Here is a 12897-nt window from a genome sequence, read left to right on the forward strand (position 1 = left end):
TGGAATTGAAACTCGTTCTACTGTTACGGAGTAATCTTCGACCGCATCGGTACACATGTGTACCGAGCCGGGTGAGAGGGGCACGAGTGACCACGGTGCCACCGCAACGACCACCGATCTACGAACTTTCGCTGCTCGGTGCGCTCGAAGCCGAGTCCGTGCATATCTTCCGCGAGGTCGCCGCGACCTTCTCCCGTCCCGTCCTGCTGTTCTCGGGTGGCAAGGACTCCGCGGTCATGCTCCACCTCGCGGCCAAGGCGTTCTGGCCCGCGCCGCTGCCGTTCCCCGTGCTGCACATCGACACCGGGCACAACTTCGACGAGGTGATCGACTTCCGCGACCGCACCGTCGAGCGCCTGGGACTCCGGTCGATCGTCGCCTCGGTGCAGGACGACATCGATGCCGGGCGTGCCGTCGAGGACGACGGACCGCACGCGACCCGCAACCGGCTGCAGACCGGAACCCTCCTGCGCGCATTGCAGGAAGGGGGATTCGACGCCGTCTTCGGGGGTGCTCGTCGCGACGAGGAGAAGGCCCGCGCGAAGGAACGCGTCTTCAGCCTGCGCGACGAGTTCGGGCAGTGGGACCCGAAGGCGCAGCGACCCGAACTGTGGCAGCTGTACAACGGCCGGCACCGCCTCGGCGAACACATGCGGGTCTTCCCGCTGTCCAACTGGACCGAACTCGACATCTGGCGGTACATCCGCGACGAGGGTGTCGACCTGCCGTCCCTGTACTACGCCCACCGGCGCCCGGTGATCGAGCGCGACGGAATGCTGCTCGCACACACCCGCTTTCTCACCCTCCTCCCCGGGGAGACCCCGCGCGAGAGCCTCGTCCGATTCCGCACCGTCGGGGACGCGACGTGCACCGGCTGCGTCGAATCCGCCGCCACCACCGCGGACGAGGTGGTCACCGAGGTCTCCGCCAGCCGGGTCACCGAACGCGGCGCGACGCGGGCGGACGACCGGATCTCCGACGCCGGGATGGAAGACCGCAAGAGGGAAGGATATTTCTGATGTCCCGCCTGCTGCGCATCGCCACCGCCGGCAGCGTCGACGACGGCAAGTCCACGCTGATCGGCCGATTGCTGTTCGACTCGAAGGCCGTCTTCGAGGACCAACTCGAGGCGGTGACCCGCACGAGCCTCGACCGCGGCGCCGACCGCGCCGATCTCGCGCTGCTCACCGACGGCCTGCGCGCCGAACGCGAACAGGGCATCACGATCGACGTCGCCTATCGCTATTTCGCCACGGCGCACAGAACATTCGTCATCGCCGACACTCCCGGTCACGAGCAGTACACGCGCAACATGGTCACCGGGGCGTCCACCGCCGACCTGGCGCTCGTCCTCGTCGATGCCCGCAACGGCATCGTCGAGCAGACCCGCCGGCACGCCTTCCTCGCGTCGCTGCTCGGGGTGCGGCACGTGGTGCTGTGTATCAACAAGATGGACCTGGTGGACTGGTCGCAGAGCCGGTTCGACGAGATCTGCGACGATTTCCGGAATTTCGCGGCGAAGCTCGACATGCCCGACCTCGCGTTCGTTCCCATCTCCGCGCTGCACGGCGACAACGTCGTCTCCCGCACCGCGAACATGCCGTGGTATGAGGGGACTTCGCTGCTGCATCACCTCGAACACGTCCACATCGCGTCGGACACCAACCTCATCGACGCGCGACTGCCCGTGCAGTACGTCATCCGCCCGGGCGAGGGCGAGCACCGCGACTTCCGCGGCTACGCCGGAACGGTCGCCGCCGGCGGATTTGCACCCGGCGACGACGTGGTCGTTCTCCCTTCCGGTTTCGGAACACGGGTACGGACGTTGTGGGGGCCGGGCGGAACGGAACTCGAGCACGCCTTCGCCGGTGCGGCGGTGTGCGTCGAACTCGAGGACGACCTCGACGTCGGACGCGGTGACATGCTGTGCCGCCCCAACAACCGTCCACTCGTCGGGCACGAGATCGACGCCATGGTGTGCTGGTTCGACGAACGCTCCGCACTCGACCCGGACGCCCGCTACGCCCTGCTGCACACCACCCGCTCGACCACCGCGCGGGTCGCGCGGCTGGACTACCGGCTCGACGTCAACAGCCTGCACCGCGACGAGGCCGCGACGACGCTCGGCCTCAACGAGATCGGCCGCGTGCAACTGCGTACGCAACAGCCGCTGCTGTTCGACCCCTACCGGCGCAACCGCACCACCGGAAGCTTCGTGCTCGTCGACGAACCCACCGGCAACACCGTCGCGGCCGGGATGATCACCGGGCCGACGCTGGCGGACAGCCGGGTGGTCTGGCACTCGGCGGCGGTCTCGCGGACCGAACGGGGGAGAGCCGGGGCGACGGTGTGGCTCACGGGGCTGTCCGCCTCCGGCAAGTCCACGCTCGCCGTCGAACTCGAACGACGACTGCTCGCCGAAGGCATCCCCGCCTACCGCCTCGACGGCGACAACCTCAGGCACGGCCTCAACGCCGACCTCGGATTCGGCCCCGAGGACCGCGCGGAGAACGTCCGCCGCGTCGGCGCGGTCGCACAACTGATGGCCGACGCCGGACTCGTCGCGATCTGTGCGCTCATCAGCCCCTACCGACAGGACCGCGACCGCATCCGCCGCCAGCACGAGGAGGCGGGGATCCGTTTCGTCGAGGTCTTCGTCGACACCCCGCTCGCCGACTGCGAGGCCCGCGATCCGAAAGGCATGTACGCGCGGGCACGCGCCGGCGAGATCACCGGATTCACCGGCGTCGACGATCCCTACGAACCACCGTCCGATCCCCAACTGGTCGTGCGCCCCCACGACGGCACGCCTGCCGTGCAGGCGGGCCTCGTCGTGGAATTGTTGAGGACATGACGCACGACTACAGCGACGATGCCCGCCTTGCGGCCGGGGGCGACGACGCTCGACCCGCGGCCGGGGGCGACGACGCCCGACTCGCAGCCGAGACGGCTTCCGGCGCAGGTGAACTGTTGCTCACGGTCCGCGCCATCGAATCGGATGCCCTCACCGGGCGCGAGCTGGGCCGGCGCGGCGATCACGCCGCCAACACGTACATCCTCGAACGGCTGGCGGCCGCGCGCCCCGGCGACGCGGTGCTCTCGGAGGAATCCGCGGACGATCCGGCGCGGGTCGGCGCCGACCGCGTCTGGATCATCGACCCGCTCGACGGGTCGAAGGAGTACGGGATGCCCGACCATGTCGACTGGGCGGTCCACATCGCGCTCTGGGAGGCAGGGCGAGGGCTCACCGCCGCCGCGGTCGCGCAACCGGCGATCGGCGTCGTCCACAGCACCGCAGATCCGGTTCCGGCGCCGCGGCCGGCCCGCCGTCGCCCCCGCATCGTCATCAGCGGGAGCAGGCCGCCTGCCTTCGTGTTCGATCTGGCCCGCGATCTCGGTGCCGACCTGATCCGGATGGGCTCGGCCGGTGCCAAGGCGATGGCGGTGGTGCGCGGGGAGGCCGACGCCTACATCCACGCGGGTGGTCAGTGGGAGTGGGATTCGGCGGCGCCGGTCGCGGTCGCGCGTGCCGCGGGTCTGCACTGCGCCCGCATCGACGGCAGCGAACTCGAATACAACCGGCCGCATCCGTATCTGCCCGACCTGGTGATCTGCCGCGCCGACTGGGCGCCGGAGGTGATGTCCGCGCTGGCCGTGCACGCCACCGGGCCGACCGACAGCCCTCGGGTCGCGATGGCACGCGCGTACATCCGATCCCTGGTCAGTCACGACGCGTCCCACGTCCGGCTCGCCGAGGACGCCTGGCGGGTCGAGAACGGGGAGCGCACCGGCGACAGCGGCATCGAGATCCGCGACCGCCTCGAGAACGGCCCGGAATACCGGCCCATCCGCCGTGTCCGCGACCTGCAGTTCCGCGAATGGCACCACAGTGTCGTCGCGCGGTTCGTCCTGGACATCGCGGCGGGTCCGGGCGCCGAGACGTCGGTCGCGGTGACGGAGCACTTCGACATCCCGGCGGGGGAGATCAGGTCGATCGTCGCGATCATCGAGCCCGCGCAGGGTAATAGTTGAATTCATTGTTGTAGCTTTCGAAAGAAAGTCACCATGACCGAGAGGCATCACCATGGCCGAAGCGCGTGACATCGGGGACGGCATCCACGTCGTTCCCGTCCCGGTGGCGGACCTACCCGTCGGCGACACCCAGGTCTACGTGATGGAATCCCCGCGCGGCGTCGTCCTCGTCGACGTCGGCTGGAACGACGACCGGTCGTGGGCAGCGTTGCAGGACGGCCTGGCCACCGCCGGCCTGTCGGTCACCGACGTCGAGGGCGTGGTGGTCACCCATTTCCACCCCGACCACGTCGGGCTCACCGGGCGCATCCGGGAGGCCTCCGGCTGCTGGGTCGCGATGAACGAGGCCGACTTCGCCCACCTCGAGGTCATGCTCTCCGACGACGACCGCCGTCCTCAGGAAGCCGATCTGCTGCGCCGCGCCGGGGCACCCGAGGACACGATCGAGGAATCGCTCGCCACCCTCGTACCGGCGGTCGGCCGTCCCGACGCGCTGCCCGACCGCAAACTCGGTGCCGACGAGGCGATCCCGCTGACGGGGCGGTCACTGCGCACCGTGCTGACCCCCGGTCACACGGCCGGCCACGCGTGTTTCCTGCTCGAGGAACACGGTGTGCTGTTCAGCGGCGACCACGTCCTCGCGACCACGACCCCGCACGTCGGCGAGTTCGATTTCCCTCTGCCGCAACGCGACGCGCTGGGGGAGTACCTCGACTCGCTGCGTGCGGTCGCCGACCTGCCCGTGCGACGCGCACTGCCCGCGCACCGGCAGCAGATCGACGACCTGCCGCACCGCGTCGGCGAACTGATCGCCCACCACGACCAGCGCCTCGACGATCTCTACGACGCCTTCGGCGACGAGGAGCTCACGCTGTGGGAGGCCACCGCCCGGATGCGCTGGTACCGGCCGTGGGACGAGACCCCCCTGCACGGCAAGCGGATGGCGCTCGCGGAGGGATCGGCGCACGTCCGGCAGCTCATCGAGCGGGGACGGGTCCGTCGCGTGCCCGGTACGGAACCCGCCCGCTTCGCGCGCGTGCAGACCCGATGAGCCCCGAGGAGCTGGTCACCGAGTTCTGCCGGCGCTGGGCCGATCCCGATCCTGCCGAACTCGCGGCCTTCTTCGCCGACGACGCCGTCTTCCACAACATCCCGATGGAACCGATCCGCGGCCGCGCGGCCATCGAGGAGTACATCGCGGGCTTCGTGACGTCCTTCGGGGCGATCGACTACCGCATCCACCATCAGGCGGTCTCCGGCAACGTCGTGCTCAACGAACGCACCGATGTGTTCACGATGAACGGCCGGACGATCGAACTGCCCGTCACGGGCGTCTTCGAGATCGTGGACGGGAAGATCGCGGCCTGCCGCGACTATTTCGATCCCACACCCTTCACCGCCGGCAACTGACCGGCACCGGTAGTCGACTCCCTGGAACGCCGAAGGCCCCGCTTCGTGAGAAGCGGGGCCTTCGTGGTGCCCTCGGCAGGATTCGAACCTGCGACTTCTTGCTCCGGAGGCAAGCGCTCTATCCCCTGAGCTACGAGGGCATCCGGACCACCGGATGACCGGAGGTGCGGGAGTTAGCCTAGCGCATCGAGCGCTCAACTCCACATCGCCAGGTCAGAGCCGGTTTTCGGTCCGAAGTCGCGATTTCACCCGATCGGTGGCTCAGTTGAGGGACAGGGGTTCGGCGCCGCGCTCGGCGAGCAGCGACCTCATCAGATCCGACTCGCCCTGCTGTGTGGCGACCATCGTGCCCGCCAGATTGCGCACCGCCGAGGTGCTCGCGTACTGCTCGCCGTACTCCATCATCGGCAGACCACCCTCGTGGTGGCGCAGCATCAGCTGGAGGAAGAGCACGTCCAGTTCGGGACCGCGAGCGGCCCGGAGATTCGCGAGATCCTCGGAGGTCGCCATGCCCGGCATCAGGTGCGAGCCGTCCGAATCCTCGGACTCTGTCGTCGCGCCGTGACCGCCGTGGCCGTGACCCGTCTCCGTCTCGGTCATCCACTCCATGTATTCGCCCGTCGGCAGCGCCGGCTGTCCCCACAGCGACAACCAGCCCTGCATCTGACCGATCTGGTTCTGCTGGGTGGTGAGGATGTCGTACGCGATGTTGCGGATCCGATCGTCCTCCGAATTGGAGACCACCACGGCGGCCATCTCGACGCCCTGGTCGTGGTGCACGATCATGTCCTGCGCGAATCCGACGTCCACCGAACCGGCCTCCGGCGCCGCCTGCGCGGAGTCCTCGAAGGGGATCCGGGACAGGAACCCCGCGAGGAAGCCGACGGCGACCGCGGCGACGGTGAGCAGCACCAGCAGCAGCCGGTTGTGCCCACCGCGCTCGGTGGTGGAGATGTCCGAGGAGGTTTCGCTCATCGTCAGCTCCCGGCCGGTGCCTGCTGCATGTCGCCGATGGATTCCCCGTTCATCGGCACCGCGTCGGGGCCGGGCTCGGAGGCGTCGAAGGGCGGCGGGTTCGCCGGATCGAACGAGCCGGGGATCGTCGAGCAGCTCGCACCCACCTCGGGATAGGTGTACTGGTTCAGACGCAGCGCACTGATGAACTGGTCGATGCGTTCGTCGTCGACGCTCTCGACCTCGAGCCGGTGACCCCACGACTGCAGTGAGACGGGAGCCTCGAGTCCCGGATAGGGTGACATCACCATGTAGGTGCGGCCGTCGACCTTCGCGCGGAGCGTGTCGACCTCGGCGTCGTCGAGCAGATCGGGGTTGTAGGCCACCCACACCGCGCCGTGCTCGAGCGAATGCACCATGTTCTCGTTCCGGACCGGCTGCTCGTAGACCGTGCCGGTGCAGGTCGCCCAGACGGAGTCGTGGGGGCCACCGAAGGGCGGCGACTGGTCGTAGGCGACGCGCTGGCCCGGCGCGACGTGCACACCGGCCGGATACTCGATCTTCAGCACGCCCTCGATGTCGTCCGACGGGTCCTGATTGGACTCCGACGGCGTCCACGCCGACATCTCCTGCTGGTTCTGGTACTTCGGGATCAGGCTCACAGCGATCACGCCGACCAGCACGACGACCAGGGCCACGCCGCCGATCGTCAACCACGGGATCTGACGCTGCGCGGGGACCCCGCGAGCGCCGCCGCTCTTCTTCTTGGCGGCCTGGATGGCCTTCGACGACTTGGCTCCGGTCTTCTTGTTACCGGAGCCGCCACTAACCGAACCGCTGGGCATCGCTGTGTGCTCTTTCGACGGGTGGACAGGCGGACGCGCGCCCATCGGGCGCACAAACACCCACAACTCTACGGGCGTGCTCCCGCGCGGTGCCCGGAGCTGCCGGTAGGGGGAGCGTCGGCGCCGCGATCGACCAGCCAATAGGATGGACACCTGTGACTCCCTCCGACCTTGCTCAGCTGCTCCGCGGAACCGCCGCCGGTGTCCTCACCGACCGTGGTCTCGACGCGTCCGTTCTTCCCGAGACCCTCACCGTCGAGCGCCCGCGCAATCCGGAGCACGGCGACTACGCGACCAACGTCGCGATGCAGGTCGCGAAGAAGGTCGGTGTCAATCCCCGCGAACTCGCCACCTGGCTCGCCGAGGCCCTGACCGCCGCCGACGGCATCGATTCCGCCGAGGTCGCGGGCCCCGGCTTCCTCAACATCCGACTCGCCGCCGACGCCCAGGGAGCGATCGTGGCGAAGGTACTCGCCGAGGGCGCCGCCTACGGCAACGGCAGCGACCTGGCGAACACGAGGATCAACCTCGAGTTCGTCTCGGCCAACCCCACGGGCCCGATCCACCTCGGTGGCACCCGCTGGGCCGCGGTCGGCGACGCGCTCGGCCGCATCCTCACCGCCCAGGGCGGCGAGGTCACCCGCGAGTACTACTTCAACGACCACGGCGCGCAGATCGACCGCTTCACCCGGTCGCTCATCGCCTCCGCGCTCGGACAGCCCGCCCCCGAGGACGGCTACGCCGGCGCGTACATCGTCGACATCGCCTCCTCCGTGCTCGAGCAGCGCCCCGACGCCCTCGAGCTCCCCGACGACGAGCGCCACGAGACGTTCCGCTCGATCGGCGTGGACCTGATGTTCGCGCACATCAAGCGCACCCTCCACGAGTTCGGTGTCGACTTCGACGTGTACTTCCACGAGAACTCCCTCTTCGAGAGCGGAGCGGTCGACAAGGCCGTCGAGACCCTCAAGGCGTCGGGCAATCTGTACTTCGAAGACGGCGCCTGGTGGCTCAAGAGCACCGACTACGGCGACGACAAGGACCGCGTCGTCATCAAGTCCGACGGCAACGCCGCCTACATCGCCGGCGACATCGCCTACTTCCAGGACAAGCGCTCGCGCGGCTTCGACCTGTGCATCTACATGCTCGGGGCCGACCACCACGGCTACATCGCGCGCCTCAAGGCCGCCGCGGCGGCCTTCGGCGACGACCCCGACACCGTCGAGGTGATGATCGGCCAGATGGTCAACCTCGTCCGCGGTGGCGAGGCCGTGAAGATGAGCAAGCGGGCCGGCACCGTCATCACCCTCGACGACCTCGTCGAGGCGATCGGCGTCGACGCCGCGCGCTACTCGCTCGTGCGGTCGTCGGTGGACCAGAGCATCGACATCGACCTCGAACTGTGGGCGAGCACCACGAACGAGAACCCGGTCTACTACGTGCAGTACGCCCACGCGCGGCTGTCGTCGATCGCGCGCAACGCCGCCGATCTCGGCCTGACCACCGAGGGCGCCGACTTCGCACTGCTCACCCACGAGCGCGAGGGCGACCTGATCCGCACCCTCGGCGAGTACCCCCGGGTGCTCGCGAAGGCGGCCGAACTGCGCGAACCGCACCGCGTCGCCCGGTACCTCGAGGAACTCGCGGGCACCTACCACCGCTTCTACGACGCCTGCCGGATCCTTCCGCAGGGCGACGAGGAGGCCGGCCCGCTGCACACCGCGCGACTCGCGTTGTGCGCGGCTGCACGTCAGGTCCTCGCCAACGGCCTCGGCCTGCTCGGCGTCACCGCCCCGGAGCGGATGTGAACGCGCATCCGGCGGGACCGCGCCACGCCCAGATCCCGCACGCCCCGAACCTGCCCGAACGGCCCACCGACGCCGCGGCGCTCAACGCGCTCGCCCCGCAGGTGTGGCCGCGCAACGCGTCGCGCGGCGAGGACGGCGTCATGCGCATCGCCGGCATCCCGGTGACCGAGCTCGCCGAGAAGTACGGCACCCCGCTGTTCGTCGTCGACGAGGACGACTTCCGCTCCCGCTGCCGGGAGATCGCGGAGGCCTTCGGTCCGTCGGCGAAGGTGCACTACGCGTCGAAGGCGTTCCTGTGCAGCGAGATCGCGCGGTGGGTCCATCAGGAAGGGCTCTCGCTCGACGTCTCGTCCGGTGGTGAGCTCGCCGTGGCCCTGCACGCCGGCTTCCCCGCCGGGAAGATCGCGATGCACGGCAACAACAAGTCCGTCCCCGAACTGCAGGCCGCCGTGACCGCCGGGGTCGGGCACATCGTGCTCGACTCGCTCGCCGAGATCGACCGGCTCGACGCGGTCGCCGGTGAGGCCGGTGTCGTCCAGGACGTGCTCATCCGCGTGACCGTGGGCGTCGAGGCCCACACCCACGAGTTCATCTCCACCGCGCACGAGGACCAGAAGTTCGGGCTCTCGCTCGCCGGCGGCAACGCCATGCAGGCCGTGCGCCGCGTCTTCGCGGCCGACAATCTCCGCCTCGTCGGTCTGCACAGCCACATCGGCTCGCAGATCTTCGACGTCGACGGCTTCGAACTGGCCGCCCACCGCGTCATCGGCCTGCTGCGCGACATCGTCGCCGAGTTCGGTGTCGACAAGACCTCGCAGATGAACATCGTCGATCTCGGCGGTGGCCTCGGCATCTCGTACGTGCCGAGCGACGACCCGCCACCGGTCGCCGATCTCGCAGCCAAGCTCAACGACATCGTCCGCACCGAGTCCGCGCTCGCCGGGCTGCCGGCCCCGACCCTCGCGGTCGAACCGGGCCGCGCCATCGCCGGGCCGGGCACGGTGACGCTCTACGAGGTGGGAACCCTCAAGGACGTCGAGGTCGGTTCCGGGCACGTCCGCCGTTACATCAGCGTCGACGGCGGCATGAGCGACAACATCCGCACCTCGCTGTACCAGGCGGAGTACGACTCGCGCCTCGTCTCCCGAGTGAGCGACGCCGAGCCGGTGGTCTCGCGCGTCGTCGGCAAGCACTGCGAGAGCGGCGACATCGTCATCCGCGACGCCTGGATGCCCGCGGACGTCGCAGCCGGTGATTTACTGGCGGTCGCGGCGACGGGTGCATACTGCTACTCGATGTCGAGCAGGTACAACCTGCTTCCTCGCCCCGCCGTCGTGGCGGTCAAGGACGGTGTCTCGCGCGTTCTGCTGCGCCGCGAGACCCTCGAAGATCTGCTCAACTTGGAGGTTTCGGAGTGACCAGTGCAACGGCGACCGATGCTTCGGGCCGGCGTCCGGTGGGTGTGGCGGTTCTCGGGCACGGCACCGTCGGTGCCGAGGTCGCGCGGATCATCCGCGAGGACGCCGCGGATCTCGAGGCGCGCATCGGTGCCCCCCTCGAGCTGCGGGGGGTCGCCGTGCGCGACGCCGCCCGCGACCGGGGTCTTCCTGCGGAGCTGGTCACGACGAACGCCGAGGCGCTGATCCGCCGCGACGACGTCGACATCGTCGTCGAACTCATCGGTGGCATCGAACTGCCCCGCAAGCTCGTGCGCACGGCGCTCGACGCCGGCAAGTCCGTCGTCACCGCCAACAAGGCACTGCTCGCCGCCTACACCGGCGAACTGGCCGAGGTGGCCGAGGCCCGCAACGTCGACCTCTACTTCGAAGCGTCCGTGGCCGGTGCGATCCCGGTGATCCGTCCGCTGACCCAGTCGCTCGCGGGCGACAAGGTCAACCGGGTCGTCGGCATCGTCAACGGCACCACGAACTACATCCTCTCGGCCATGGACGAGACGGGCGCCGACTACGGCGAGACGCTCGCCGAGGCCGGCCGCCTCGGATACGCCGAGGCCGATCCCACCGCCGACGTCGAAGGCTTCGACGCGGCCTCGAAGGCGGCGATCCTCGCGTCGATCGCTTTCCACACCCGCGTGACGGCAGCCGACGTCTACCGCGAGGGCATCTCGTCGATCACCGCCGCCGACCTCACCTCGGCGCGCGCGCTCAACTGCACGATCAAGCTGCTCGCGTTGTGCGAGCGAGTCCCGTCCGCCGACGGCAAGGACCGCGTGTCCGCCCGGGTCTACCCGGCCCTCGTGCCCCGCGAGCATCCGTTGGCCTCGGTCAACGGCGCGTTCAACGCCGTCGTCGTTGAAGCGGAGTCCTCGGGCCGGCTCATGTTCTACGGCCAGGGTGCCGGTGGCGCCCCCACCGCCTCCGCCGTGATGGGCGACCTGGTGATGGCCGCCCGCAACCGGGTGCAGGGTGGTCGTGGTCCGCGTGAGTCGAAGTACGCGCAGCTGGAGATCGCGCCCATGAGCGACATCCTCACCCGCTACTACGTCAATCTGAAGGTCGCCGACCGCGCCGGCGTGCTCTCTGCGGTCGCCGCCGAGTTCGCCACGCGGGGCGTGAGCATCGCAGCGGTCCGCCAGGAAGGCGCCGGCGACGCTGCCCGTCTGGTGGTACTCACCCATCAGGCCACCGACCGTGCGCTGGCGGATACCGTCGCAGCGCTCGACAAACTCGAATCCGTGATCGCTGTGACCAGCGTCCTGAGACTGGAGGGATCCGCCGAATGAGCGCGGCCGAGAAGAACACCACCCCCGTGCACACGCCGTGGCCGGGCCTGATCGAGGCGTACCGTTCGCGCCTGCCGATCGGTGACGACTGGAAGACGGTCACGCTGCGCGAGGGTGGCACGCCGCTGCTCCCGGCTCCGCGTCTGTCGGAGATCACCGGCTGCGAGGTCCACGTGAAGGTCGAGGGGCTCAACCCCACCGGCTCCTTCAAGGACCGCGGTATGACCATGGCGGTCACCGAGGCCCTCGCGACCGGCAAGCAGGCCGTGCTGTGCGCCTCCACCGGCAACACCTCCGCGTCGGCTGCCGCCTACGCCGCCCGCGCCGGTATCGGCTGCGCGGTGCTCGTGCCGCAGGGCAAGATCGCGATGGGCAAGCTCGCCCAGGCCGTCATGCACGGCGCGAAGATCGTCCAGGTCGAGGGCAACTTCGACGACTGCCTCGAACTCGCCCGCAAGACCACCGCCGAGTTCTCCACCATCGGTCTGGTCAACTCGGTGAACCCGGTGCGCATCGAGGGCCAGAAGACCGCGGCCTTCGAGATCGTCGACGCGCTCGGCGACGCTCCCGACGTGCACATCCTGCCCGTCGGCAACGCCGGCAACATCACGGCCTACTGGAAGGGCTACAGCGAGTACGCGGCCGACGGCCTCAGCACGCGCCGCCCGCGCATGCTCGGCGTCCAGGCGGCCGGTGCCGCACCGCTCGTCCTCGGCCATCCCGTGAAGGATCCCGAGACCATCGCGACCGCCATCCGCATCGGTGCCCCCGCATCGTGGAACGGCGCGGTGGCCGCCAAGGAGGAGTCGAACGGCGCGTTCCGCGCGGCGACCGACGAGGAGATCCTCGAGGCGTACCGGCTGCTCGCGAAGTCCGAGTCGATCTTCGTCGAGCCGGCCTCGGCCGCGTCCATCGCCGGCCTGCTCGCCGCGAGCAAGGAAGGCTGGCTCGAGCGCGGCCTCAAGGTCGTGTGCACCGTGACCGGCAACGGTCTCAAGGATCCCGATACGGCCCTGCGCGACGTGCCCGTGGTCGAGCCCATCCCGGTCGACCCGGTCGCGGTCGCCTCCGCGCTCGAGTTGGCCTGAGTTGACCGCCACGCCTT

General features: G+C 69.3%; 11 protein-coding genes and 1 tRNA gene. 9 read left to right on the forward strand and 3 right to left on the reverse strand.

Features of this window, described 5'->3' with window-relative positions:
- The first annotated feature begins 86 nt into the window (after positions 1–86).
- The 5 genes from cysD to ACPCXD_RS17805 are packed head-to-tail and all read left to right on the forward strand — an operon-like array spanning position 87 to position 5442.
- A complete protein-coding gene (gene cysD, locus ACPCXD_RS17785; RefSeq protein WP_423660562.1) occupies positions 87–1019 on the forward strand; it encodes a sulfate adenylyltransferase subunit CysD in 933 nt (310 codons plus the stop codon).
- A complete protein-coding gene (cysC, locus tag ACPCXD_RS17790; RefSeq protein ID WP_423660564.1) occupies positions 1019–2854 on the forward strand; it encodes an adenylyl-sulfate kinase in 1836 nt (611 codons plus the stop codon). Before cysD ends, cysC begins: the two co-directional genes overlap by 1 nt.
- A complete protein-coding gene (locus ACPCXD_RS17795; protein ID WP_423660566.1) occupies positions 2851–4032 on the forward strand; it encodes a 3'(2'),5'-bisphosphate nucleotidase CysQ in 1182 nt (393 codons plus the stop codon). The genes cysC and ACPCXD_RS17795 overlap by 4 nt, the downstream gene beginning before the upstream one ends.
- 52 nt (positions 4033–4084) lie before the next feature.
- Positions 4085–5083 (forward strand): MBL fold metallo-hydrolase, encoded by a 999-nt coding sequence (locus tag ACPCXD_RS17800; protein ID WP_088899317.1) that lies wholly within the window; start codon positions 4085–4087, stop codon positions 5081–5083.
- On the forward strand, positions 5080–5442 hold the full coding sequence (locus tag ACPCXD_RS17805; RefSeq protein WP_016693789.1) for a nuclear transport factor 2 family protein: 363 nt from the start codon (positions 5080–5082) through the stop codon (positions 5440–5442). Before ACPCXD_RS17800 ends, ACPCXD_RS17805 begins: the two co-directional genes overlap by 4 nt.
- A 64-nt stretch (positions 5443–5506) precedes the next feature.
- Here the strand turns inward: ACPCXD_RS17805 and ACPCXD_RS17810 are convergent.
- The 3 genes from ACPCXD_RS17810 to ACPCXD_RS17820 form a co-directional block, all read right to left on the reverse strand.
- Positions 5507–5582 (reverse strand) — tRNA-Arg (locus tag ACPCXD_RS17810).
- A gap of 121 nt (positions 5583–5703) precedes the next feature.
- Positions 5704–6417, reverse strand: coding sequence for a DUF305 domain-containing protein (locus ACPCXD_RS17815; RefSeq protein ID WP_423660569.1), 714 nt, complete (start codon positions 6415–6417; stop codon positions 5704–5706).
- A gap of 2 nt (positions 6418–6419) precedes the next feature.
- Positions 6420–7241 carry a thioredoxin-like domain-containing protein gene (locus tag ACPCXD_RS17820; RefSeq protein WP_160877198.1) on the reverse strand — a complete coding sequence of 274 codons (822 nt, stop codon included), beginning with the start codon at positions 7239–7241 and terminating at the stop codon, positions 6420–6422.
- A 155-nt stretch (positions 7242–7396) separates the two neighbouring features.
- On the opposite strand from ACPCXD_RS17820, the gene argS reads away from it, so the two are divergent.
- From argS to thrC, 4 genes are read left to right on the forward strand one after another with little or no spacing between them, the layout of a single operon-like run.
- The gene (gene argS, locus ACPCXD_RS17825) at positions 7397–9049 is read left to right on the forward strand and encodes an arginine--tRNA ligase (RefSeq protein ID WP_277371383.1); all 1653 of its coding nucleotides are present in this window, start codon (positions 7397–7399) and stop codon (positions 9047–9049) included.
- Positions 9046–10467, forward strand: coding sequence for a diaminopimelate decarboxylase (gene lysA, locus ACPCXD_RS17830; RefSeq protein ID WP_145691566.1), 1422 nt, complete (start codon positions 9046–9048; stop codon positions 10465–10467). The genes argS and lysA overlap by 4 nt, the downstream gene beginning before the upstream one ends.
- A gap of 38 nt (positions 10468–10505) precedes the next feature.
- The gene (locus tag ACPCXD_RS17835) at positions 10506–11792 is read left to right on the forward strand and encodes a homoserine dehydrogenase (protein WP_016693794.1); all 1287 of its coding nucleotides are present in this window, start codon (positions 10506–10508) and stop codon (positions 11790–11792) included.
- The gene (gene thrC / locus ACPCXD_RS17840) at positions 11789–12880 is read left to right on the forward strand and encodes a threonine synthase (RefSeq protein WP_016693795.1); all 1092 of its coding nucleotides are present in this window, start codon (positions 11789–11791) and stop codon (positions 12878–12880) included. The genes ACPCXD_RS17835 and thrC overlap by 4 nt, the downstream gene beginning before the upstream one ends.
- Positions 12881–12897 lie beyond the last annotated feature (17 nt).

Origin of the sequence: Rhodococcus sp. AB351 (genome assembly GCF_049538275.1) — a bacterium.
Taxonomy (GTDB): Bacteria; Actinomycetota; Actinomycetes; order Mycobacteriales; family Mycobacteriaceae; genus Rhodococcus.

Excerpts from the sequence above, each read along its gene's own strand:
- cysC (WP_423660564.1), top strand. The coding sequence starts at position 1,019 with ATGTCCCGCCTGCTGCGCATCGCCACCGCCGGCAGCGTCGACGACGGC.
- ACPCXD_RS17800 (WP_088899317.1), top strand. The coding sequence starts at position 4,085 with ATGGCCGAAGCGCGTGACATCGGGGACGGCATCCACGTCGTTCCCGTC.
- ACPCXD_RS17815 (WP_423660569.1), bottom strand. The coding sequence starts at position 6,417 with ATGAGCGAAACCTCCTCGGACATCTCCACCACCGAGCGCGGTGGGCAC.
- ACPCXD_RS17820 (WP_160877198.1), bottom strand. The coding sequence starts at position 7,241 with ATGCCCAGCGGTTCGGTTAGTGGCGGCTCCGGTAACAAGAAGACCGGA.
- ACPCXD_RS17795 (WP_423660566.1), top strand. The coding sequence starts at position 2,851 with ATGACGCACGACTACAGCGACGATGCCCGCCTTGCGGCCGGGGGCGAC.
- ACPCXD_RS17805 (WP_016693789.1), top strand. The coding sequence starts at position 5,080 with ATGAGCCCCGAGGAGCTGGTCACCGAGTTCTGCCGGCGCTGGGCCGAT.
- thrC (WP_016693795.1), top strand. The coding sequence starts at position 11,789 with ATGAGCGCGGCCGAGAAGAACACCACCCCCGTGCACACGCCGTGGCCG.